This window comes from Luteibacter sp. NPDC104163, assembly GCF_055584245.1.
In genome coordinates this window covers 164,583-186,470 of record NZ_JBVJMK010000001.1, presented here as the reverse complement: position 1 = coordinate 186,470, position 21,888 = coordinate 164,583, and the positions used below count along the sequence as shown (strand labels likewise).

Here is a 21,888-nt window from a genome sequence, read left to right as displayed (position 1 = left end):
GCGACTTCTACGTCGTAGCTACTTCTTCTGCCCGACGATGTCATAGATGTGTGTCGCCAGCCGGTCCGGTGAAAACGGCTTTGGAAGCCGGTAGTTCCGCGCATGGGACGGTGCGCCGTCGGCATCGGCTGGTGCGTTCGTGGAAATGAGTATGGCCGGCACGCCGGGAAAGCGATCACGCAGGTGGCGCATGACGGTCGTGCCGTCCATGTCCGGCATATGGTGATCGCAGACGATGACGTGAGGTGGATCGCGCGTCTCATCGGCGTACCTGAGTGCCGAACGCCCGTCATGCGCGGCCTTGACCTGATAGCCGTAGTCTTCGAGCGACGACACCAGGATGCCCCTGAGCAGGTCGTCGTCATCGATCAGCAGGACACGGATGTCGCCATCTCCGATGGGCTGCGCCGTCGCATCGGCATGCAGTGCACGACGCAGCCACAGCGTGACACAGGTTCCCTTGCCAGGGGCGCTCTCGATCGACATGCGGCCCCCGTTCCTTTCAACGAGGCCATGGACGACGCTCAGTCCCAGGCCCGTACCGATGCCGACTGGCTTGGTCGTGAAGAAGGGTTCAAACACGCGCTGCCGCGTTTCTTCCGACATGCCTTCACCTGTATCGGCGATCGAAACTGCTATCCAGCCGTCCATCTCGGGTGCCAGCGTGATATCGCACCTCCCGCCATCGGGCATCGCATCACGGGAATTGGCCGCCAGGTTCAACAGGGCAAGCTCAAACTGACCGCGATCAAAGTGCGCGATCGTCTCGTCTGGCGGGGTTCGTATCGAAAGGCTTACGCTCTCGGGCAGGAGCTGGCGGAGCATGGGCTGGACATCGCCAAGCGCCTGGACCACATCGAACGCCTCCGCCTGGGTGACCTCCGTGCGGCTGAAATCGAGGAGCTTGCGGCTTATGTTCGCACCTCGCCGCGCCGCCACCTCCACGCCTTGGAGTGCCTCACAGAGGGCGCGTTCGCGCGCCGTTGCGGGTGCGTGGCTGCCAGGGCGTCGACACTCCCGCGCGAAGCCCAGGATCACGCCAAGGATGTTGTTGAAGTCATGCGCCGTGCCGCCGGCAAGCTGGCCGACGACGCGCATCTTCTCGAGATGCACGACCTGCCGCTGGGTCTTCTCACGTTCGACGATCTCCGCCGCGAGACGGTCTCCGCGTTTTTCCGCTTCGGTGAGGCTATCGCGGATGGTCTTGACCGCCTGGTCGAGCAGAGCGGTGATGACAAACAGGTTCGCCGCCGTGTTTAAGATGCGGGGATAATCGAAACCGTGATGTCCCGTTCGGTAGAAGTGGGCGAACGAGTCCGCGCAGATACCCAGCGTGAAGTTAACGATGGTTACACCGTAGACGACCCACAAGGCTTTCCGGCCGAGCAACAGGGCCGCGACGATCAGCAGGGCATGGGCGTAATCCACGCCGGTGAGGCTTCCGAAAACGAGGTAGCCTACGGTCAGGATCCCGAGCATCGATCCCAGGAAAAGCCGGACGCCCTTACGGAAGCTGCCCTTCCGCACGAGTGCGAATGCGGCGATGCAGGCGATACCGATCGCGATGTCACTGGCGAAATCGATATACATGCCGACGCGGGGCCAGGGCAGTATGTGGCCCCAGGCTTTGGCCAGGAATTCCCGCTGCACATCCGCGTTGATGTACCGCGACGGCTCGCGGGTAAAGATGGTGACGCTGAAGCACACGAGGAACAGCTGGAAGAACGCCCCGTTACGCCGGTCGACCTCGTTCGGCGTGGGGGTATGGCTCAGCCAGTGCCAGATCCGGTTATGCATCGCTTCATCCCTCAGCCCGAAACCCAGACGTAGCCCTCACCGTGTACGGCGGTCACGGGAAGCGGGACATCGGTTGCCTGCCTGACCTTCCGCCTGAGCCGGTGCAAGAGGTTGTCGAGGCGATGCAGGTCGAAGTCGTACACCTCGGTCGTCAACGCACGCGCCAGCGTCTCGCGATCCACGACGTCATCGTGGTGCTCGAGGAGGCAGGCCACGAACTTCCGCTCCGATTTCGTCAACAGGATGGCGGCGCCACCCGGCTCGACCAGCCGCCAGCCTTTCGGGTCCAGCGACCAGTGGGCGGGCTTCAGCATGGGAGGCGGTGCGTCCGCGCCCGCGGGAATGCGGCGGGCGAGGCTTTGCAGCGTGGCGACCAGCACCTCGATTTCGACCGGCTTGGTCAGGTAGGCATCGGCGCCTTCGCTGAGACCCCGTACGCGGTTCGTCGTGTCGTTGCGGCCCGTGAGCATCACGACGCCAATCCCGGGCCGTAGCGTGCGGAGCCGCTGGGTGACGGCGAAGCCATCTTCGTCGGGCAGGCCGACGTCCAGGACGACGATATCGAACTCGGCCTCGCCAAGCCGTTGGTAGAGCTCGGCGGCGGTGGTCAGGGGCTCGACAGGCAGCCCGTAGTCCGCCAGCTGCGGCACGAGGATCCGGTCCCTGAGGACCAGGTCGTCCTCCAGGAGCGCGATGGCCAGACTGCCGTTTGATGCCCCTAAGCGGCTCATACGTGACCGGTCCCTTAACAACGACGTCGTGGAACCCCCGGGCTACAACTCCCTCATGGAGCCTAATATAGGCGCAAGCCCTTGAAAAGACCGGGTTGGCGCGCCGCCACGCGACGGTTGGCAGCTGGAAATGAGAGAAATGGGGAGAACTCGCGATATGTCGAGCGTGAGTCCCGCGCCGGCTATCCCTACGATTCGCCGCTTACCGACGCGCACCGCGCCGCGCCAGCTTGCTGTCTCGAGGGGAAAACGAATGGTCCGTTCTTCTTCCATGCCCGATCAAGCGCCTTTGCCGCAGGCAGGCATCACCTGCCTTCCCCTGGATGGCATCCAGGACGTGACCCCGGATCACGCCGGCCTCCGCGTCTTCGTGTTGCCCGGGCCGTGCGTGATCCAGCGCGAGGTTGCTGGCCTGTGGCTCGATGTCCGTGTGCTGTACCGCGGCGGCATCGTGGTCACCCGGCTGCCCGGGCCACTCCGTGTCACCGGGCACCGCGAGCCGGAAGGCGTCGTGCTGGGGATCGATGCCGGCCTGGCCGAGCATCGGTTCGACGTCCTGATCGCCCGCCTGGACAAGGCGCCCGTGCTCCAGCTGGATGCCGATTCGGTGATCAACAGCCTGGTGCATGTGCTATCGACGGCGTCGCGGGTGTTTGCCCCTTGCGTGCGTGAGCCGATCGTCGAGGCCATCTCGCTGCGCCTCGCGGTGCTTTCGCGTCGTGACTCGGTGCTGCCGCCGAGCCGGCAACTTCCGCTGCCGACGTGGCGGCTCCGCCGCGTTACCGAGCTTGTCAGCGAGCGCCTGGACGGCGCCATCGGCCTGGCGGACATGGCGAAGGCCGCGGGCCTTTCCCCCATGCACTTCGCCGCGCAGTTCAGGGCCGCGACGGGCATGCGCCCGCACCATTACCTGTTGGCCCAGCGTATCGACCGCGCGAAACACCTGCTGGAGAAGACGAGCGATACGATCATGGATATCGCGATCGCCGTGGGATTCCAGACCCAGGGCCACTTCGCCACCGTGTTCAAGCAGCACGAAAGCGTGACGCCACGGGAATGGCGCGGTGCACGCGGGATGCGCGCGCAGACGGCGCATCGCGTGCGTACGTCCGTGCAGACGCGTCGGGGCGGCGACCTCCCGGCGGAAACATCGAGGAGGAGCCGCCGGGTCTAGTCCCGCCATGAGGCAGGAGTGCGCCTGCGGTCAGGCGCGCATCGGCGCGTAACGCTCCAGCCAGTGCGCGTACGAAGGCGGCAGCGTCCACGACGGTCGCGGCACCTCGAGCGCCATGGCCGCCTTGTACGGCCAGTGCGGGTCGGCGAGATGGGCGCGGCCGATCATCACGAGATCCATCTGGCCATCGGCCACCACGCGATTGGCGGCTTGCGGATCGTCGATGCCCCATGCGGAGGCGACGGCGATGCCGGCTTCGCGCCGTACGCGCTCGGAAATCGGGCCGAGGAACGCGGAGCCCCACGGGATGTTCGTCTCGGGAATCGTAAAGCCGACGCTGACGTTGAGCAGGTCGAGGCCTTCGCCACGCATCTTGCGCACCAGTTCGATCGATTCCGCGAGGGTTTCCTCATCGCGACCGTCGTACTCGAGCACGCCGAAACGCGCGGTGAGCGGCAGGTTCTCGGGCCACACGGCGCGGACCGCGGCGAGCGTTTCCACCAGGAAGCGGCCACGGTTCTCCGCGTTGCCGCCGTAGATGTCGTCGCGCTGGTTGGAATGTGCGGAGAAGAAGCTCTGTGCGAGATAGCCATGCGCGAAGTGCAGTTCGAGCCATTCGAAGCCGGCTGCGCGCGCACGCTTCGCGGCGGCGACGAAATCGGCCTTCACACGGGCGATGTCGTCGAGCGTCATGGCCCGGGGAACCCTCGGCAAGCCCTTGCCATAGGCGATCGCGGACGGACCGATGGTTTCCCACGCACGCGGATCGGCGTCGTCGATGTGGTCATCGCCTTCCCACGGACGCTGCGCGCTCGCCTTGCGGCCGGCGTGGGCGATCTGGATGCCCGGAACGGCGCCGGACGCCTTGATCGACGTGGCGATCTTCGCCAGGCCTTCGACATGGGCGTCGTCCCAGATGCCCAGGCAGGCCGGGGTGATCCGGCCGTCCGGCGAAACACCGGTCGCCTCGACGATGACCAGCCCCGCACCGCCACGGGCGATGGCCGGGTAGTGCACCTGGTGCCAGTCATTCGTGAACCCGTCTTCCGCGCGGTACTGGCACATCGGCGGGATGGCGATGCGGTTGCGGAGGGTGATGTCCTTCAGGGTAAAGGGGGAGAACAGAGCAGACATGGCTGAGCCCAGGGGGAAGCAGGGAAGGGAGCAGACGATAGGGGAGAAGAGCTATAATGAAAAGAACCGCTACCTAATGGTTTCCATAAGAATTCATTATGCTAAGTCCCGCCTGGCTCCGCTCATTCAGCACCCTTGCCGCCGAGGGAACGTTCACCCGCGCCGCGGAATCGCTGGAACTCACCCAGGCTGCGGTGAGCCAGCACATCCGCCAGATCGAGGCGCAACTGGGTCCGGTCCTGATCCGCCGCCCGCGTGGCGTCGAGCTGACGCCCGCGGGGCATGCGCTGCTGGCCTACTGCGAAGAGGTCGAGCGCGCGGGACGTTGCCTCGCCTCGCGCCTGTCCGATAGCGATGCGCTGCAAGGCGAGGTATCGATCATCACGCCTGGAAGTGTCGGCCTTTCGACGTACCCGCGGCTGCTGGATATCCAGGGCGAAACCCCCGGCCTGGTCATCCGCCACCGCTTTGCACCGGAAGAGGATGTGCTCAAGGCCGTCCTGGATAACCGCGCCGACATGGGCATCGTCTCGCACAAGCCGGACGACGAACGTCTCACCGTCGAGCGCTTCTGCGAAGAAGCACTCGAGCTTGTCGTGCCGGCTGATGCACAAGTCGAAGGCTGGGATGACCTCGTCCGCCTGGGTTTCATCGACCACCCGGATGGCCATGCCATGGCGACGCGCCTGCTGTCGCGTCGCTATCCGGGCAGGCGCGGACTTTCTGATATCCCCATCAGCGGGTTTACCAACCAGATCGCGCTGATCCTCGAACCGGTGTCGCGTGGGTTGGGTTTCAGTGTCATGCCACGCCATGCCCGGCGTGCGTTCGGCCGGCCGGAGGCGATCCGCGTGCTGGACGGCGACCGTTCCGTTGTGGAAACGCTATGGCTGATCCACCGAGCCGAGTGGGACCTGCCGCGTCGCGCCCGGCACGTGGTGGAGGAATTGCACCGGCGGCTGGTGAAGGACTGATTAGCCCGCTTACGGCGTCTCCGCCTTCGCCGCATGGCTCATGCTGGCGCCGGGCAGCTTCTGGGCCATGTCGAGGTGCTCTTTCAGCGTGGGCAGGGTCTTCGTAGCGAAGGCCTTGAGCTCCGGATCCTTGCCGCTGGTGCTTTCCTTCGCGAACAGCGCCACTGCCTTGCGGTGGTCCATGACCATCTTCTGGCCGAAGGCCTTGTCGAAGTCGGCACCGGGTTTCGCGCCGATCGCCTTGCTGGCGGCTTCATCCTTGCTGGTCGGTGAGGTCGAGACCTGCAGCCCCTTCGTGTCGGCGATGCCCTTCAGCTCGGTGTTCGCCTTGCCGTGGTCCGTGACCATCTGCTGGCCGAACGTTTTTACCTCGCTGGACTGGCCCTGGCTGGCACCCATCTGGCCAAGCGCGACTTCGGCCAGGCCGGCTGCGCTGGCTTCCTTGACGAAGGCTGCGTCGGCGGTGGGTGCGCCTTTGGCGGTGTCCTGCGCCGCCTGGGCGGCAAACGGCATGGCGGCGACCAGGGCGGTAGCGAGTAAGCGGCTTGCGGCGTTCATGGGTGCACTCCGGAATGGGGTGGGTCCTGTGTCGCACCGCCGTCATCAACGGGGTGTGCAACGTGGGGCCAGCGCACCGTCACAAACGTCTGCGTGCAACTTCAAACGGATGTTTGTTCCACCATCACATTCCTAGGACTACTATTTGCACGTACGGGCCGAATATGTGCCCGGTTCCTCAAGAATCTGCGAAGGAAGCCCCATGTCCGTTCACCTGGTTGCCGCGCTCGACGAAAACTTTGCCATCGGCAAGCAGGGCGGACTGCCCTGGCACCTTCCCGACGACCTCCGTTATTTCAAGACGCTGACCACGGACAAAGCCGTGCTGATGGGCCGCAAGACGGCGGAGTCCATCGGCCGTGCACTGCCGGATCGCGTGAACTACGTGCTCTCGAAGAAGGGCGAGGCGCCGTATCCCGGCCAGATCACCGTGCGTTCCATCCCCGAGGCGCAGGCGAGTTGCGGCCACACCGGCCTCATGGTCATCGGTGGCGGCGAAGTCTTCCGCGAAGCGCTCCCGTATGCACGCACCCTCTACCTCACCTGGGTGTATGCAGCCGTGGACGGCGCGGACGTGTTTTTCCCGGGCATCGATTTCAAGGAATGGACGGAGGTCTCGCGCGTCAAGCACAAGGCGGACGCCGAGCACGCGCACGCGTTCGACATGGTCGAATACGTCAGGAACGTCTGATGCACGTGCTCGCCGGCGTCCTGATGGACGGCGCCGGGCGCATCCTCATCGCGCAACGCCCGCCGGGTAAGCACCTGGCGGGCATGTGGGAGTTCCCGGGTGGAAAGGTCGAGCCCGGCGAGGAGCCGCTCGCTGCGCTCGAACGTGAGCTCGATGAAGAACTCGGCATCGCGGTAGATCCGCTCTCGTTCGAAGAGCTGATTCGCGTTCCGTGGAACTACGGCGAGCGCGGCATGTTGCTGCAGGCGGTGGTCGTGCGCGCCTGGAGCGGCGAGCCACAGGCACTCGACGCGGCGGCCATCGCCTGGCACCTGCCCAACGACATCGATCCGGCGATGCTGGCGCCCGCCGACCGGCCGATCCTGGCTGCGCTGTGGCTACCCGAGCACTATCCGATCACACCCGCTGAAGCTTCGGTGGCCGAGGCGACGACGCTGGTGCGCGCAGCGCTGGCGCGTGGTGAGCGGTTGGTGCAGTGGCGGTTGCCAGGCGTTTCCGTCGAAGAGGCGCGAGCGGCAGCTGCCGCGATGCTACCGGAGGTGGCGCGCTTCGGCGCTCGCCTGGTGCTGAACCGCGATATCGAAGGGGCACGTGCGCTGGGAGTCGGCGTCCACCTTTCGGCGGCGCAGCTGCATGAACTGAAGGAACGCCCGTTACCCCTGGGCATGCTGGTCGGCGCCTCCTGCCACAACGCCGAAGAGCTCGCGCTCGCCTCGGGCCTCGGCTGCGACTTCGCGACGTTGTCGCCGGTCGAGGACACCGCCAGCCATCCGGACGCCCCGCCGCTCGGCTGGCCACGCTTCGCCAAGTGGGTCGAGAACGCATCGCTGCCGGTGTATGCGCTAGGCGGCCTGGGCCCGGCGGATGTGCCGATGGCGCGGATGCATGCGGCGCAGGGCGTGGCGGGCATCAGGGGCTTCTGGAGCCGCTGAGGCGAGGTTCTGGTTGGGTCTTGTCGTGGGAGCGCGCTTGCGCGCGATGGGGTGTGCCGCGAGCACCGATCGCGTGCAAGCACGCTCCCACAGCGCGCTCCCACAACGGTTAGGCCTTGTTCTTCAGGCGCGCGACCAGTGCGTTCAGCACCGTCTGCGTTTCCTGCGCGAAGAAATCATCGATGAAGCCCGCATCGAGCAGGCCGGTGGTGTCGCCCCACACATCCACCAGGTCGGCGCGGGCGATGGCGCGCGTGCGCAACATGGCGTGCGGCGGCAGCTTCAGCAGGTCACCCAGCCAGAGCGCCGAGCGCTGCACCACCTGTTCCACCGCGGCGAGCTCATCGACGAGACCGATGCCGTGCGCGGTTTCCGCATCGACCATCGCGCCGGCGATCAGCAGGCGTTCGGCGCGATACGGCCCGACGATGCGGCGCATCGCGAACTGGATGGGCTCGGGCACGGAGAGGCCGACCTGCACCTCGTTGAGGCCGATCTTGTAGACGCCGTGCGCCATGATCCGGTAATCGGCGAACAGCGACATGACCGCGCCACCCGCGGGGCTGTGGCCGGTGAGTGCGGCGACCACGGGCACGGCCGAAGCGGCGATGCTGCCGCAAAGGGCGAAGAAGTCGTTCCAGAACGTTTCGACACCCGCCCTGTCCAGCGCGAGCAGGGCGGGGACATCAACGCCCGCCGAGAACATGCCCTGCGCCCCGGAGAGGATGATGCCGCGTGCCCCATTGACGGGAGCCTCCGCGATCGCGTCGCGCAGCGCGCGGACGAGCGCGGTGTCCAGCGCGTTGACTGGCGGCCGCGCCATGCGGATCTCGAGGATGTCGCCGTCGTGGGGAAGGATATCCAGCATGTGCGTGCCTCGGTCGGTTAGTTGGGCCGGAGATCGGCGTCGATCCAGGTGTAGCGTACGGCGAAGTCCAGGTTGACCTGGCCATGGGCCGGTACGTCGACCTTGAACTCAAGCAGTTCGGGCGTGTTCTTCGACGGCTTCACCGAAGACGACACCAGGCTCCACGCACGCCAGCGATAGGGGCGCTCGCGCACGGTGATGACGCGGCTGGTTTCGCCGGCATTCGTGAGGGTGATGCGGGTGCCTTCGTCAATCTGGTGGGGCGCGGCGGTGAACGACGTCTGCTCGCGCTTCGCGCGCAGGTCGAAGGCGTTGCCAAGTGCGATCGTAGCGTCCTGGCCCTTCGGCGTATCCGCCACGCGACCTTCGCCGAGCAGTTCGGCGTTGCCATCACGGTCCGTGGTCAGCACGCGGACGTACCCGGCCGGCAGGCTATCGAAGGCCTTGAACTTGACGCTTGTCGTCACGGGCACGCCTTCGCTCGGCGGCAGCCCATTGTCCTTCTCGATGACCGGCGCCTGCACGAAGAAGCGCGTGCCGTTGTCGTAGACGGTCTCGCGCTCGCATGCCAGCTGCCGGCTGTCGTAGAGCGGTGCCTGTGTGACGCTGCCATCGGGCAGGTCGACGGCGTGGGGCAGGGTGTACGTCCGCAGGTCACCCAACGTGTCCTGGCTCATGCCTGCGTCCGCCTTCATGGCCATCATGGCGACCGGCGCGCGCGCGGCGTACATGCGCGGCTGCGGCGGCGCCTTGGCGCGCTGGGCATCGCCCGCGATGAGCTTCAGCGACACATCCTTCCAGTCGCGGCCGCTACGGTTGGCGATGCTGGCGTTCGCATCAAAGGCCATATTGCAAGCCGTTCCGCTGGCCAGGGTCGCGACATACGCGCCGCGCCAGCCGAGGCCGGAGGTGGGGTAATCGAGCTGCGCCGTCGTACGCCCGGCGCTCCCGCCATCGATGCGCACCTGGAGGGTCGAGCCTCTGGCGATGTCGTCCTGGCTGCTGGCACGCAGCGCGGCGTAATCGCGCACCAGCGTCACCTGGCCGGAGGCATTCCGGACGACGAGCGGCGTGCCGCCCTGCACGAGCGTGCCCGATGCGAGGCTCTGGCCACTCGTGCCCACCACATCGACCTGCTGGCCCACGAGGCCCGCGACGGCGCTGTCGAATCCCTGGCCCAGGAGCAGGCGCTGCGAGACCACGCGCGTGCCCTTGCCGGGGAAGCGCAGGGTGAGGGCTTCGCTATCGAGCGCGGAAGGCAGGCCGCCGATGGAAAGATCCTGTGTGCCGCCCTTCAGATCGAAGGCGCGGCGCTCGTGGACGACGGCATAGCCATCGCCCGAAACGGCTTCACCGTTCGTTTGAAACAGCTGGTCGCCGTCGGCGCGGTAGAGGGTGAGGGCAGTACGTTCGTCTGCCGCCAGGGCAGGCAGTGCAACGGCACAGGCGATGGCGAGGACCAGGGTGCGGCGCATGGGAAATCTCCGTGTGGATCGCACGGGGATCATACCGGGCTGAGATGAACAGGGGGCCTGCGGTAAACATGAGCGATCGTGCCGCGCAGCGCCGTGGCGCGCGGCGCCTGTGCGACATATCCCATGGAAATGATTGACGTTTTTGGCGTCTCTTGTGGGGCTTGGAAGGCGAGTACTGAAACATGAGCATGACTCATATTATGACGATGAACCTTCTTTCCTACTTCCCAGGACGTCGCCATGACCTCGTGCCACCCCAGCCAGCCGCGGCCGCTCGCCACGGCACTCCGTTATGCCCTGTGGGGCGCCAGCGTGCTCCCCGCCGCCGCGTTCGCGCAGACCGTGCCCGCGGGTAACACCAACCCGATCACCTACACCAATACGGGCATCACGCCGCCAGACCAGACCACGGTCGGTGTCAATGGCACGGTCGGTGGCGCGGGCGCCGGCTATAACGTTGATGCGCAGACGACACAGACGATCAAGGGTGGCGGCGCAGCGTCGCTCGTCGGGCTCGCCAGCACCGGTGGCAACGGCGGCGCGGGAGGCGAATCGAACGCCGATCTCAACCATGACGGTCCGCTCGGCGGCGCTGGTGGTGCCGGTGGCGCGCTCACGTTAACGCTCGATGCGCCTTCCGACGCGGGTGCGTATTCGGTGCTGGAGAACTCTGCGGCGAACGGTAACGGGGTATCCCTGGCAAGCGTCGGCGGCACGGCCGGCGATGGCCAGCAGAACGAGAACAACGGTAACGGCGGCGTCGGCGGTACGGGCGGCAATGGTGGCCAGGTGGTGTTCAATGCGCCCATCAATCCGAACCAGCCCACGGAACTTACGTTCATCGAGGCAACCGGGGCCGCCGTAAACCTCTACTCGGCGGGCGGTAACGGAGGCGACAGCGGGCAGAGTTCCTCCGTGCTGACGACCGATACGGTCGTTGGCCGCAAGGGTGGCGCGGGCGGGAATGGCGGCGAAATCGATGCGACCGTTGCCGCGAACATCAACGGCTACGCGGGCGGTTCGGGCATCGTTGCGCTCAGCCAGGGCGGCGACGGCGGCACCGGTGGCGATGCCACCGGCTATACGCTGGCGGAGACGAAGGGATCCAACGGTGGCGATGCCGGCAGTGGCGGTGCCATCAACATCAGCGTGACGGGCGGCGCGGTGACCGCGCAAGGCCCCGACCACGCGGGTACGGGTACGCAGCAGAACTTCGACAGCGCGAGCGACCCATCGAACACCGTACCGCTGGATACCTCGGTCAGCGCCGGAGCGATCCTCGCAAAGAGCCAGGGCGGTGTGGGTGGTACCGCAGGTACGGTGGACGGCACCGCGACGAAGGGCGGCAACGGTGCAGCGGGCGGCGCGGGTGGTGACGTAACCATCAACATCGGCGGCTCGAGCCTCGGCGTGCTCAACAACAATGCAGTGATCAGCACGACGGGCTACAACGCCTTCGGCGTGCTGGCTGAATCCGCCGGAGGCAACGGTGGCGACGGCGATTCCGGCAACGGCGTGTATTTCCGCAAGGGAGGCAAGGGCGGCACCGGTGGCATGGCCGGGCAGGCACAAATCCTCGTCGGTAACGACACCGCGACGCCGTACGCCAAGGTCACGACGGCGGGCGACGATGCCGACGCGCTGGTGGCGTTGAGTGTGGGCGGCGGCGGTGGCTATTCGGGCGATCTCAACGATGGCTCGGGAGGCGGCGCGTTCTCCGTCTATATCGGCGGCGAAGGTGGCAATGGCGGCGATGGAAAGAACGCCTATATCGGCAATGGCTATTACGATCCGCCGCCGACCAATGGCATGCAGGCGGCTTTCCACCCGGGCGATGTGATCATCACGACCGGCACCTACTCGCGCGGCATGGTCGTTCAAAGCGTCGGTGGCGGCGGTGGCCGTGGTGGCGATGCGACCAACACCGCGCTCGGTTCGTCGGTGACGATCGGTGGTTCCGGTGGCACGGGCGGTGATGGCGGCCTTGCGCAGGCGGTGAACTTCGGCCTCATCAGCACGCAAGGCCAGCACTCGGCGGGCATCTTTACCCAGAGCGTTGGCGGTGGCGGCGGCAGTGGCGGTGGCGCGCTTTCGCGCGCCATTGGTGCGCAGGTCAGCGTATCGGTCGCCGTCGGCGGCAAAGGGGGCACGGGCGGCGATGGCGGCGAAGCGGATGCGTACAACCTCGGCCAGGTCCAGACGCTGGGCGGCAATGCCCACGCTGTCTTCGCCCAGTCGGTGGGTGGCGATGGCAACGACGTGCTCGTGAACAACATGGTGAGTGCCAATACGTCCGATCCAGCATATTTCGGCGATGCCGGCCTGTTGTCGAACCGCGACCTTACCGGCGCCGGCGGCATCATGACGGTGGGCGACATGGCGGCTGGCATCTTCGCGCAGTCGGTTGGCGGCGGTGGCGGAAACGGTGGCGACGCCACCGGCAAGGGCAGCAACGGGCAGGTGACCGTCAATGTCGCGGTCGGCGGCAGCGGCGGTGCCGGCGGTAATGGTGGCAACGTGACCGTGCACAACGGCAGCGGCGCGATCCAGACGTACGGCGCGCAGTCGTACGGCGTGTTCGGCCAGAGCGTCGGCGGCGGTGGTGGCACGGGTGGCAATGCGGTCACCGGTTCAGGTGATGACCCGGAGTACGCGTTCCCGAAGCTCGCTGTGACGCTGGCGAGCGGCGGCAACACGAAGGACCCGAGCGCCTTCACGAAAGTCACGGATGACATCTGGGACTGGAAGGACAACGTCAAGGGCGCGTGGGATGACAAGAACACGCTGCAAAATCTGTACGACACGACGAATCAGCTCAACGAGGCCCCGAAGCCGATTTACTCGGGCCTGACCGGCGCCAACCTGACGATCGACGTGGGTGGTGGCGCGGGTGGCAAGGGCGGGGCGGGTGGCGATGGTGGCACCGTGACGCTGGACTCCGCAGGCTCTGTCGTTACGCATGGGCCGATGGCCTACGGCTTGTTCGGCCAGAGCGTCGGTGGCGGCGGTGGCGTCGGCGGTGGAGCGGCGCCAGTCACTTCAAATGACAAGCTGCACGATTCGGTGATCGAATCGTCCGTCGCCGTGGGCGGTACCGGTGGCCGTGGTGGTGATGGCGGCAGCGTGAACCTGAGTAATCTGAAGGACGGTGATATCGAAACCAGTGGCGACCTGTCGTTCGGCCTTTTCGCGCAGTCGGTCGGTGGCGGCGGTGGTGTAGGCGGCGCGTCCACGCCCAATGCGGGCCTCGGAAACCCCCTGGCCCTCAGCTTCGGTGCGGCGTCGGTCGACGCGGATAGCCAGGTGTCCGGAAAGGGCGGCACCGTGACTGCAACTAATATCGGCGCGATCACTACGACTGGCGACAATGCGATCGGCATGGTCGCGCAGAGCGTAGGCGGCGGTGGTGGCACGGTCGCGGTCACCGGCCAGAGCCAGGACACGGCGACCGGCCTGTACCACTCCACCACGCAGACACTGGCGCAAGGCACGGTAACGCCGACGCTGGCGGCCAATTACACCGCGACGAAGAACATTGGCGGCAACGTCAACGTATCGCTCGACAGCGGTGGAACAGTGACGACGCAGGGCATCAACGCGCTTGGCGTACTGGCGCAATCCATCGGCGGTGGCGGTGGCCTGATGGTCGTCGACCCCAACAACCAGGTCTCCGTGAACCAGCTCGCACCGAACCCGGACAACTACGCTCCCTCGGGCGGCAACAAGGCAGGCCTCGTCAACGTGACGACCCAGGGCAGCACCTCGATCACCACGAACGGCGCGGGCGCGGTGGGCATCGTCGCCCAGTCGCTCGGCGGCGCGGGCGTGCTCGTCAATGGCTTCAACGGTGTGAACGTGGACACGGAGGCGTCGCGCGTCTACCAGGATCGCTGGGACATGGGCATGGGCGGTGCCGTTACAGTCAACAACAACTCGGACATCACCACGACGGGCGCCTACGCACACGGCATCTTCGCGCAGGTGGCATCGGGTACCGGCGGTGTCATCGGTCGCAGCGACGGCACGGGTCTCGTGTTCCGCAGCGGCATGGGCGAAACCATGTATTGCGGTGGGAAGTCGGTCGCGAATGGCGGTGACTGCGGCGGCGCGGTCAACGTCAACCTGCAGGCCGGCACGATCACCGTGCAGGGTGCGCACAGTTGGGGCGTGGTCATGGAGTCTGAATACGTCAGCTTCCAGACCCAGGAAAACGCGCCCAGCATCGACCAGAGCAATGCGACGCTCAATGTCGCCAACGGCGCGCGGGTCATCGCGGAAAAGAATGCCGACGGCGCGGTGCTCATCAACGGCACCGGGACCAACACGGTCGTGAACGCCGGCGTGATCGACGGCATGAATAGTACGGGCGGCTATGCGATCAACTCGGTCAACAAATCATTCAAGGTCACGAACGAGAGCGGGGCGGTGGTGTCAGGCAGCATCGGCAAGAAATGCGGCGGTGATTGTGGCGACCAGGCGCCGGTCGGGCCGTCGTCGATCGATAACCAGGGCCTGATCGAAAGCGGCGACGTGATCGACCTCGGCGGTGGCACGCTCGAGAACACAGGCGTGGTCAGCGTGCATGGCACCGGCAGCGGTACGACGACGCTGACCGGCAACTACCACGGCAATGGCCAGCTGGTATTCGATGCCGATTACGCTGGCGGCAAGGCGGATCGCCTGGCGGTGACGGGTGCGGCGGACGTCGCCGGCAGCGTGACGGTGCGTCCGACGACCATGCGCAATGCGACTGTCCCGCTGCTGACGGCGGACCAGGGCCTGACCCTGCAGCCTCAGCTTGCAGCCACGCCAACGGAGTTGTTCGCCACGCGGCTCGACCACGACGCCACCACGCTCTACGCCACGCCGGTCGCCCGCTTCAGCGAGCAGGCCTCGGCCCTCGATGCATCGAGTCGCGCGGTCGCCGACCACCTGCAGGCGCTTTGGGATAGCGGTGTGCCGATGGATGCGGGATTCACCGCGCTATCGAAGGTGGGTACGCAGGCGGATTACGAGACCTCGCTGCGGAGCATGGCCGGCCGGGCGCTCGGTAGCGTCGGGGCCTTCCGCTCGGAGAGCAGCCGTAACTTCGTGGGCGATCTCAACCAGGGTTGCGCGCGCGGGCAGGATGCCGACGACTGTGCGTGGGGCAGGGTGCAGGCGGGATCCAGCCGGCAGAGCGAGACGGCCAGCGCCCTGGGCTATAGCGCCAGCACGCAGACGTACGAGATGGGCATGCAACACGCCCTGGGCGATGAGCTGACCCTCGCTGGTGGGGTGGGCTACGAGAACGATCACTTCCGTGACGCCGACGGCACGGGCAGTGTGAATGGCGGCGGCCTGCTGGCCGGCATCGGTCTTCGCTACGCCCACGGGCCGTTTGCGGTAACGGGCATGCTCGATGGCGGTTACAGCACGTACAACAGCTCCCGGTCCGTCATCGTGGGTCGCGAGATCGACCAGGCGACGGCGAAGCCGGATGCGTGGAACATGGGCCTGCATGCCAGGGGCACCTATACGTACGACTTTGACGGTGGCTACCTCATGCCGTTCGCCGAACTGCGCGCGATCCACGTCCATGCGGGCGGCTATACGGAACAGGGCCATTCGCCCTTCAACCTGACGGTCGCCTCACAGGGCCAGTCGTCGATCGGCGGTGGCCTGGGTACCGAAGTGGGCAAGCAGTTTGCACTGGAAAATGGCGCCGCGCTCAAGGTGTACGCCAGTGGCGCGGTGGAGTCCGCCGGAGGTAGCGACTGGCGTAACCGCGCGCAGTTCGATGGCGAGACATCGTCCGATACCTTCGACGTGCGCACCCGGGAACCCAGCACGTACGGCCGGATCGGCGTGGGCGTCACCCTCGCCAACTGGAGGCACGTGGACTTCGGCGTCAGCTACAACCTCGGTTTCGGCAGCGGCTACCATGCCAGCTCGGGTATCGCCCACGTCGACTGGAAGTTCTGAGCCCTGATGAAATCCGCCAAATCCGACAATCCGCCCAGTGCCAGGCGCCGTACACCACTGCAGGAGCGTTCGCAGCAAAAGGTGGCGCTTATCCTCGAGGCTGCGATTCAACTGATCGACAAAGGCTCGCTGGAAGCGTTGACGACCAACGCCATCGCCGAGCGTGCCGGGGTGAGCATCGGCACGCTGTACCAGTATTTCGGCAGCAAGCAGGCAGTGCTGAATGCCCTGGCGGACCGGGAGATGACGGCGCTGACCGAGCGTGTGCTTTCCATCATGCACGGCTCGCGGGAGCTGCTTCCCGGGGAGCGGGTGCGGCTCGTGGTGGCCGCAGCCATGAAGACCTATGGTGGCCGAACGCGGGTTTACCGGCTGGTGCTGGCCTATGCACTGGCGCAAGGCGGTAGCGGCGGCCTCGCGCCGCTTATGGCCGCCCTGACGAGCGAGTTGTCCAGGGAGCATCGGCCCAATGCGCCGCCGGTGCGCAAGCTGTCACCGGCGGAGGCCTTTGTCCTCGCCCACGCGGTGAGGGGCGTCTTGCGAGCCATGTTGCTTGGCGGCGCCGCACCAGCCACCCGGCAGGAGATCGAGGATGCCCTCGTCGCGCTGGTAGGAGGCTACGTCGCCCGCGGTACAGGCGACGGCACGGCCACGCCTACGCCGCGGCGGCGGCGTCGCGGATAGCCTGCGGCAGTGGCACCGGACGGCCCGTCTTCGTGTCGATCCAGACCATCGTGACGCTGCCATCCGCGTGGATGCGGGTAGCGTCTTCGCTGTCGACGATGCGGTGGCCGACCGTCATCGAGCTGCTGCCGATGCGGTTCACGTACAGCTCGATCTGGATATCCGCCGGCCATTCGATCGGCAGGCGGTAGTTGATCTCGCTGTGCGCCATGACCGGTGCGGCCTCCGGGCTGTACCACGGGTCCGGCAGGTTCATGAGCCACTTCAGGCGCGCTTCCTGCAGGTACACGAGGTAGTTCGCGTTGTTGACGTGGTTGTAGGCGTCAAGGTCCTGCCAGCGCACGTCCATCGGCGTAATGAAGATGGGGTTCGGCGCGGGCGTCTGTGCGGCTTCGGTGGTCATGCGGTCTTTTTCTTCTTCGCGGCCGGGGCCGCCTTCGTGGTGGCTTTCTTCGTGGCTGCCGGTGCCGCCTTCGCAGGCGCCTTGCCGGTTGCTTTCTTCGCTGCCGCAGCGGCCGGCGCCGCCGGAGCGGCCGTCGGCTTCAGGTGTGGCAGCAGGAAGCGGCCCGTATGGGATGCCTTGGTCGCGGCGACCTTTTCCGGGGTGCCGCTGACCAGGATCTGGCCACCGCCGGCACCGCCTTCCGGACCGAGGTCGACCAGCCAGTCGGCGGTCTTGATCACGTCGAGGTTGTGCTCGATCACGACCACGGTGTTGCCGTGCTCCACCAGCGTGTGCAGTACCTCGAGCAGCTGCTCGATGTCGTGGAAATGCAGGCCGGTCGTCGGCTCATCCAGGATGTACAGCGTGTTGCCCGTGTCGCGCTTGGAGAGCTCCTTGGAGAGCTTCACGCGCTGCGCTTCACCGCCCGAGAGCGTGGTCGCGCTCTGGCCGAGCTTGATGTAATCCAGGCCCACCGCACGCAGCGTTTCCAGCTTGCGCGCGATGACCGGCACGTTCTCGAACAGCTTGAACGCGTCTTCCACCGTCATGTCGAGCACGTCGGCGATGGTGTGGCCCTTGTAGAGCACTTCGAGCGTTTCGCGGTTGTAACGCTTGCCGTGGCACACATCGCAGGGCACGTACACATCCGGGAGGAAGTGCATCTCCACCTTGATCATGCCATCGCCTTCGCACGCCTCGCAGCGGCCGCCGCGAACGTTGAAGCTGAAACGGCCCGGTGTATAACCGCGCGAACGCGCCTCGGGAACCTGCGAGTACAGGTCGCGCAGCGGGGTGAACAGGCCGGTGTACGTGGCCGGGTTCGAACGCGGCGTGCGGCCGATCGGCGACTGGTCGATATCGACGACCTTGTCGAACAGGTTCAGGCCTTCGATGGATTCATACGGTGCCGGCTGCTCGCTCGCGCCATTCAGTTCCATGGCCGCGATGCGATAGAAGGTGTCGTTGACCAGCGTGGACTTGCCCGAGCCGGACACGCCGGTGACGCAGGTGAACGTGCCCACGGGCACGCGCAGGTCGACGTCCTTCAGGTTGTTGCCGGTGGCACCCTTCAGCTCGACCCACTGGCCATCCTTCGCCTCGCGACGCTTCGCCGGCACCTTGATGCCGCGCTCGCCGCTCAGGTACTTGGCGGTCACCGAGTTCGGTGACTTCATGACCTGGTCCAGCGTGCCTTCGCCGACGATGGCGCCACCATGGACGCCGGCCCCCGGGCCGATGTCCAGGATATGGTCGGCCGCGCGGATCGCATCCTCGTCGTGCTCGACCACGATCACCGTGTTGCCGAGGTCGCGCAGGCGGGTGAGGGTGCCGAGCAGGCGCTCGTTGTCGCGCTGGTGCAGGCCGATCGAGGGCTCGTCGAGCACGTACATGACACCGACCAGGCCGGCACCGATCTGGCTGGCCAGGCGGATACGCTGGGCTTCGCCGCCCGAGAGCGAATCGGCCTGTCGGTCGAGCGTCAGGTAGTTGAGGCCCACGTCGTTGAGGAACGTCAGGCGCTCGCGGATTTCCTTGATGATCTTCACCGCGATCTCGCCGCGCCAGCCGGTGAGCTTGAGCGTGGCAAAGAACTTCAGCGCGGTATCGATCGCGAGGCCGGTGATCTCCGGGATCGCCTTGTCGGCCACGAACACGTTGCGCGCCGACGGGTTCAGGCGCTGGCCGCCGCAATCGGGGCACGGGTGGTCCGCGATGTAGCGCGCCAGCTCTTCACGTACCGCGGTGGATTCGGTTTCGCGATAGCGACGCTCGAGGTTGTTGATGATGCCCTCGAACTTGTGTTCGCGGGTGACCTTGCCGCCGCGGTCCGTGATGTAACGGAACGGGATCAGCTCCTTGCCCGAGCCGTACAGCACGGCGTTCTGCTGGGCCTTGGTGAGCTGGCGCCATGAGGTCTCCGGGTCGAAGCCGTAGTGCTTGCCCAGCGAGATGATCATCTGGAAGTAGTACGCGTTGCGACGGTCCCAGCCACGGATGGCACCGCCCGCGAGGCTGAGCTCGGGGTGGCCGACGACGCGCAGGGGATCGAACACCTGGGTGACACCCAGGCCGTCACAGGTGGGGCAGGCGCCCACGGGCGAGTTGAACGAAAAGAGGCGCGGCTCGAGCTCGGGCAGCGAGTAGTCGCACATCGGGCAGGAGAACCGCGACGAGAACAGCTGCTCGGGGGCCTTCGCGTCATCCATGTCGACCAGGATGACGATGCCGTCGCCCAGGCGCAGGGCCGTTTCAAACGATTCGGCGAGACGCTGCTTGATGTCGTCGCGCGGACGGAACCGGTCGATCACCGCCTCGATGGTGTGCTTCTGGCGCAGCGTGAGCGGCGGTACGGCGTCGAGGTCGTACACCTCGCCGTCGACGCGGGCGCGCACGAAACCCTGCGCGCGCAGCTGCTCGAACACCTGGACGTGCTCGCCCTTGCGCTCGCGGATCACCGGTGCCAGGAGCATCCAGCGCTTGTCAGCATCCAGCGCCAGCGCCGTGTCGACCATCTGGCTGACGGTCTGGGCTTCCAGCGGGATACCGTGGTTCGGGCAGCGGGGCGTGCCGACACGCGCGTAAAGCAGGCGCAGGTAGTCGTACACCTCGGTGATCGTACCGACGGTGGAGCGGGGGTTATGGGACGTCGACTTCTGCTCGATCGAGATGGCCGGCGAGAGGCCTTCGATCGTATCCACGTCCGGCTTTTCCATCATCGAGAGGAACTGGCGGGCATAGGCCGACAGTGACTCGACGTAGCGACGCTGGCCTTCGGCGTAGATGGTGTCGAAAGCCAGGGACGATTTGCCGGAACCGGACAGCCCCGTAATGACAATCAGCTTGTCACGGGGCAGGTCGAGGTCGATATTCTTGAGATTGTGCGTGCGGGCGCCGCGGATGCGAATGCTGTCCATGTGCCGACGTAAATGGGGGAAGAGAACGACTATACCAAGGCCGTCAAGCCTTCATCCCGCCTGCACTTGTGACGGTTCATCACAGGCGTTGTGTCGGGATGGTCGCCGCCCGGCTACCATGGCCCGGCCCCGGGGAGGGGCAGGGCACTCCACCGTGAATGAGGACATATGCATGCGTAAGTGGAAAGGGATCGCCGCCGGCCTCGCGCTGGCTGTCTGTACCGGCCAGGCCATGGCCGCGCCGCCGACCGAGGCGCAGGTGCGCCAGCTGATGGATGCCGTGGGCATGGGGCGCATGCTCAGCCAGATGAACAGCCAGATGGCCGGTGTGATGGCCAGCGCGCTGCCCTGCGTGCCGGCCAGCTACTGGCAGGGCTTCGTGGATGCGAATGCCACCAACCAGCTGATCGGCCGCATGGTCCCGGTCTACCAGAAGCATTTCACGGCCGAGGATATCGACGGCCTGCTCAAGTTCTACAAGTCACCGCTGGGCCAGAAGGTCATCACCCAGATGCCGGCCACCATGGCCGAGGGCATGCAGGTGGGCAAGCAGTGGGGCCAGGAACGCGGCCAGCAGATGATCAGCCAGCTCCAGAGCCAGGGCACCCTGAACGCCCAGGGCCAGTGCCCGGCCACCGGCGCCGCCGCCAAGCCGGCCACGCCCGCCCCGGCCCCGGCGCCCGCCAAAAAGAAATAACCACTCCGTTGTGGGAGCGCGCTTGCGCGCGATGGGTCTTGCGGCACCCCCATCGCGCGCAAGCTCGCTCCCACAAGGGTTTTCCAAGTCATTGATTTGCAAGGAATGGTCTTGGATGGTCACGATTTGTCCAAAGCTTAACCACCTGATTGACCTTGGCTTTTCCCTGCCGCTATAATTCGCGGTTCGTAACACCCGCAACACCCTAAAAAGAACTACATAACCAGGAACAGTCATGAGCTACGCAGTCATTAAGACCGGTGGCAAGCAGTACCGCGTGATGCAGGGCGAAGTCCTGCGCGTGGAGCTGCTCCCCGCCGAAGTCGATTCGACCTTCACGTTCGAAGAGGTTCTCCTCGTCGGCGAGGGTGAGTCGATCACCGTTGGTGCCCCGCTCGTCGCCGGCGCCACTGTCAGCGCCAAGGTCCGTGCACACGGCCGCGCCGATAAGATCCGCATCATCAAGTTCCGTCGTCGCAAGCACTACAAGCGCACGCAGGGACACCGTCAGCATTACACCGAAATCGAGATCACGGGCATCAACGCCTGAGTCGCCGGAGGATATGAGTCATGGCACATAAAAAAGGCGTAGGTTCCAGCCGTAACGGTCGCGATTCGAACCCGAAGTATCTCGGTGTGAAGATCTACGGCGGCCAGGCTGTTGAAGCCGGCAACATCATCGTTCGTCAGCGCGGCACCAAGTTCCACGCTGGCGTGGGCGTCGGCCTCGGCCGCGACCACACCCTGTTCGCACTGGTCGACGGCACTGTGTCGTTCAAGACCCGCGGCGACAAGGGTCGCAAGTTCGTCGACGTCGTCCAGGCGTAATTCGCCACGACGCGATAGCGA

At 66.0% G+C, this 21,888-nt stretch carries 17 protein-coding genes; 9 read left to right on the top strand and 8 right to left on the bottom strand.

The features are described 5' to 3' along the window. Positions 1 to 18 precede the first annotated feature (18 nt). Complete coding sequence (locus tag ACZ6YI_RS00795; protein WP_465777022.1) at positions 19 to 1,797, bottom strand: ATP-binding protein; 1,779 nt, start codon at positions 1,795 to 1,797, stop codon at positions 19 to 21. A gap of 11 nt (positions 1,798 to 1,808) precedes the next feature. Next, on the bottom strand, positions 1,809 to 2,528 hold the full coding sequence (locus tag ACZ6YI_RS00790; RefSeq protein WP_465777021.1) for a response regulator transcription factor: 720 nt from the start codon (positions 2,526 to 2,528) through the stop codon (positions 1,809 to 1,811). Positions 2,529 to 2,781: 253 nt separating this feature from the next. Between ACZ6YI_RS00790 and ACZ6YI_RS00785 the strand changes: the two genes are divergently transcribed. Then, positions 2,782 to 3,702 (top strand): helix-turn-helix domain-containing protein, encoded by a 921-nt coding sequence (locus ACZ6YI_RS00785; protein WP_465777020.1) that lies wholly within the window; start codon positions 2,782 to 2,784, stop codon positions 3,700 to 3,702. 30 nt (positions 3,703 to 3,732) lie between these two features. On the opposite strand, the gene ACZ6YI_RS00780 is transcribed toward ACZ6YI_RS00785, so the two are convergent. Further along, the gene (locus ACZ6YI_RS00780; RefSeq protein ID WP_465777019.1) at positions 3,733 to 4,836 is read right to left on the bottom strand and encodes an NADH:flavin oxidoreductase/NADH oxidase; all 1,104 of its coding nucleotides are present in this window, start codon (positions 4,834 to 4,836) and stop codon (positions 3,733 to 3,735) included. A 98-nt stretch (positions 4,837 to 4,934) separates the two neighbouring features. Between ACZ6YI_RS00780 and ACZ6YI_RS00775 the strand changes: the two genes are divergently transcribed. After that, positions 4,935 to 5,810: a LysR family transcriptional regulator gene (locus tag ACZ6YI_RS00775; RefSeq protein WP_465777018.1), complete on the top strand. Its 876-nt coding sequence runs from the start codon at positions 4,935 to 4,937 to the stop codon at positions 5,808 to 5,810. A 9-nt stretch (positions 5,811 to 5,819) separates the two neighbouring features. Here the strand turns inward: ACZ6YI_RS00775 and ACZ6YI_RS00770 are convergent, their stop codons facing one another. After that, positions 5,820 to 6,368, bottom strand: coding sequence for a DUF4142 domain-containing protein (locus tag ACZ6YI_RS00770; protein ID WP_465777017.1), 549 nt, complete (start codon positions 6,366 to 6,368; stop codon positions 5,820 to 5,822). 202 nt (positions 6,369 to 6,570) lie between these two features. Between ACZ6YI_RS00770 and ACZ6YI_RS00765 the strand changes: the two genes are divergently transcribed. Then, the gene (locus ACZ6YI_RS00765; protein ID WP_440327451.1) at positions 6,571 to 7,059 is read left to right on the top strand and encodes a dihydrofolate reductase; all 489 of its coding nucleotides are present in this window, start codon (positions 6,571 to 6,573) and stop codon (positions 7,057 to 7,059) included. After that, entirely contained in the window at positions 7,059 to 7,991 is a 933-nt protein-coding gene (locus tag ACZ6YI_RS00760) for a Nudix family hydrolase (RefSeq protein ID WP_465777016.1), read from the top strand. The genes ACZ6YI_RS00765 and ACZ6YI_RS00760 overlap by 1 nt, the downstream gene beginning before the upstream one ends. Before the next feature lie 109 nt (positions 7,992 to 8,100). On the opposite strand, the gene ACZ6YI_RS00755 is transcribed toward ACZ6YI_RS00760, so the two are convergent. Next, on the bottom strand, positions 8,101 to 8,859 hold the full coding sequence (locus ACZ6YI_RS00755) for an enoyl-CoA hydratase/isomerase family protein (RefSeq protein ID WP_465777015.1): 759 nt from the start codon (positions 8,857 to 8,859) through the stop codon (positions 8,101 to 8,103). 17 nt (positions 8,860 to 8,876) lie between these two features. After that, on the bottom strand, positions 8,877 to 10,334 hold the full coding sequence (locus ACZ6YI_RS00750) for a DUF4139 domain-containing protein (protein WP_465777014.1): 1,458 nt from the start codon (positions 10,332 to 10,334) through the stop codon (positions 8,877 to 8,879). A gap of 240 nt (positions 10,335 to 10,574) precedes the next feature. Here ACZ6YI_RS00750 and ACZ6YI_RS00745 point away from each other — a divergent pair, with 240 nt between their 5' ends. Beyond that, positions 10,575 to 16,298: a hypothetical protein gene (locus ACZ6YI_RS00745; RefSeq protein WP_465777013.1), complete on the top strand. Its 5,724-nt coding sequence runs from the start codon at positions 10,575 to 10,577 to the stop codon at positions 16,296 to 16,298. 6 nt (positions 16,299 to 16,304) lie between these two features. After that, on the top strand, positions 16,305 to 16,982 hold the full coding sequence (locus ACZ6YI_RS00740; RefSeq protein ID WP_465777012.1) for a TetR/AcrR family transcriptional regulator: 678 nt from the start codon (positions 16,305 to 16,307) through the stop codon (positions 16,980 to 16,982). Here ACZ6YI_RS00740 and ACZ6YI_RS00735 read toward each other — a convergent pair. Together ACZ6YI_RS00735 and uvrA are read right to left on the bottom strand one after the other, a co-directional pair. Beyond that, complete coding sequence (locus ACZ6YI_RS00735) at positions 16,954 to 17,385, bottom strand: acyl-CoA thioesterase (protein ID WP_465777011.1); 432 nt, start codon at positions 17,383 to 17,385, stop codon at positions 16,954 to 16,956. The two genes, ACZ6YI_RS00740 and ACZ6YI_RS00735, sit on opposite strands and share 29 nt — an antisense overlap. After that, complete coding sequence (gene uvrA, locus ACZ6YI_RS00730; protein ID WP_465777010.1) at positions 17,382 to 20,342, bottom strand: excinuclease ABC subunit UvrA; 2,961 nt, start codon at positions 20,340 to 20,342, stop codon at positions 17,382 to 17,384. Before uvrA ends, ACZ6YI_RS00735 begins: the two co-directional genes overlap by 4 nt. Positions 20,343 to 20,514: 172 nt before the next feature. On the opposite strand from uvrA, the gene ACZ6YI_RS00725 reads away from it, so the two are divergent. From ACZ6YI_RS00725 to rpmA, 3 genes are all read left to right on the top strand, one after another. After that, positions 20,515 to 21,039 carry a DUF2059 domain-containing protein gene (locus tag ACZ6YI_RS00725; RefSeq protein ID WP_465777009.1) on the top strand — a complete coding sequence of 175 codons (525 nt, stop codon included), beginning with the start codon at positions 20,515 to 20,517 and terminating at the stop codon, positions 21,037 to 21,039. Positions 21,040 to 21,274: 235 nt separating this feature from the next. Beyond that, a complete protein-coding gene (gene rplU / locus ACZ6YI_RS00720; protein WP_465777008.1) occupies positions 21,275 to 21,589 on the top strand; it encodes a 50S ribosomal protein L21 in 315 nt (104 codons plus the stop codon). 20 nt (positions 21,590 to 21,609) lie between these two features. Then, positions 21,610 to 21,867 (top strand): 50S ribosomal protein L27, encoded by a 258-nt coding sequence (gene rpmA, locus ACZ6YI_RS00715; RefSeq protein ID WP_072321611.1) that lies wholly within the window; start codon positions 21,610 to 21,612, stop codon positions 21,865 to 21,867. Positions 21,868 to 21,888: the final 21 nt, after the last annotated feature.

Excerpts from the sequence above, each read along its gene's own strand:
- ACZ6YI_RS00795 (WP_465777022.1), bottom strand. The coding sequence starts at position 1,797 with ATGCATAACCGGATCTGGCACTGGCTGAGCCATACCCCCACGCCGAAC.
- ACZ6YI_RS00790 (WP_465777021.1), bottom strand. The coding sequence starts at position 2,528 with ATGAGCCGCTTAGGGGCATCAAACGGCAGTCTGGCCATCGCGCTCCTG.
- ACZ6YI_RS00785 (WP_465777020.1), top strand. The coding sequence starts at position 2,782 with ATGGTCCGTTCTTCTTCCATGCCCGATCAAGCGCCTTTGCCGCAGGCA.
- ACZ6YI_RS00780 (WP_465777019.1), bottom strand. The coding sequence starts at position 4,836 with ATGTCTGCTCTGTTCTCCCCCTTTACCCTGAAGGACATCACCCTCCGC.
- ACZ6YI_RS00775 (WP_465777018.1), top strand. The coding sequence starts at position 4,935 with ATGCTAAGTCCCGCCTGGCTCCGCTCATTCAGCACCCTTGCCGCCGAG.
- ACZ6YI_RS00770 (WP_465777017.1), bottom strand. The coding sequence starts at position 6,368 with ATGAACGCCGCAAGCCGCTTACTCGCTACCGCCCTGGTCGCCGCCATG.
- ACZ6YI_RS00765 (WP_440327451.1), top strand. The coding sequence starts at position 6,571 with ATGTCCGTTCACCTGGTTGCCGCGCTCGACGAAAACTTTGCCATCGGC.
- ACZ6YI_RS00760 (WP_465777016.1), top strand. The coding sequence starts at position 7,059 with ATGCACGTGCTCGCCGGCGTCCTGATGGACGGCGCCGGGCGCATCCTC.
- ACZ6YI_RS00755 (WP_465777015.1), bottom strand. The coding sequence starts at position 8,859 with ATGCTGGATATCCTTCCCCACGACGGCGACATCCTCGAGATCCGCATG.
- ACZ6YI_RS00750 (WP_465777014.1), bottom strand. The coding sequence starts at position 10,334 with ATGCGCCGCACCCTGGTCCTCGCCATCGCCTGTGCCGTTGCACTGCCT.
- ACZ6YI_RS00745 (WP_465777013.1), top strand. The coding sequence starts at position 10,575 with ATGACCTCGTGCCACCCCAGCCAGCCGCGGCCGCTCGCCACGGCACTC.
- ACZ6YI_RS00740 (WP_465777012.1), top strand. The coding sequence starts at position 16,305 with ATGAAATCCGCCAAATCCGACAATCCGCCCAGTGCCAGGCGCCGTACA.
- ACZ6YI_RS00735 (WP_465777011.1), bottom strand. The coding sequence starts at position 17,385 with ATGACCACCGAAGCCGCACAGACGCCCGCGCCGAACCCCATCTTCATT.
- uvrA (WP_465777010.1), bottom strand. The coding sequence starts at position 20,342 with ATGGACAGCATTCGCATCCGCGGCGCCCGCACGCACAATCTCAAGAAT.
- ACZ6YI_RS00725 (WP_465777009.1), top strand. The coding sequence starts at position 20,515 with ATGCGTAAGTGGAAAGGGATCGCCGCCGGCCTCGCGCTGGCTGTCTGT.
- rplU (WP_465777008.1), top strand. The coding sequence starts at position 21,275 with ATGAGCTACGCAGTCATTAAGACCGGTGGCAAGCAGTACCGCGTGATG.
- rpmA (WP_072321611.1), top strand. The coding sequence starts at position 21,610 with ATGGCACATAAAAAAGGCGTAGGTTCCAGCCGTAACGGTCGCGATTCG.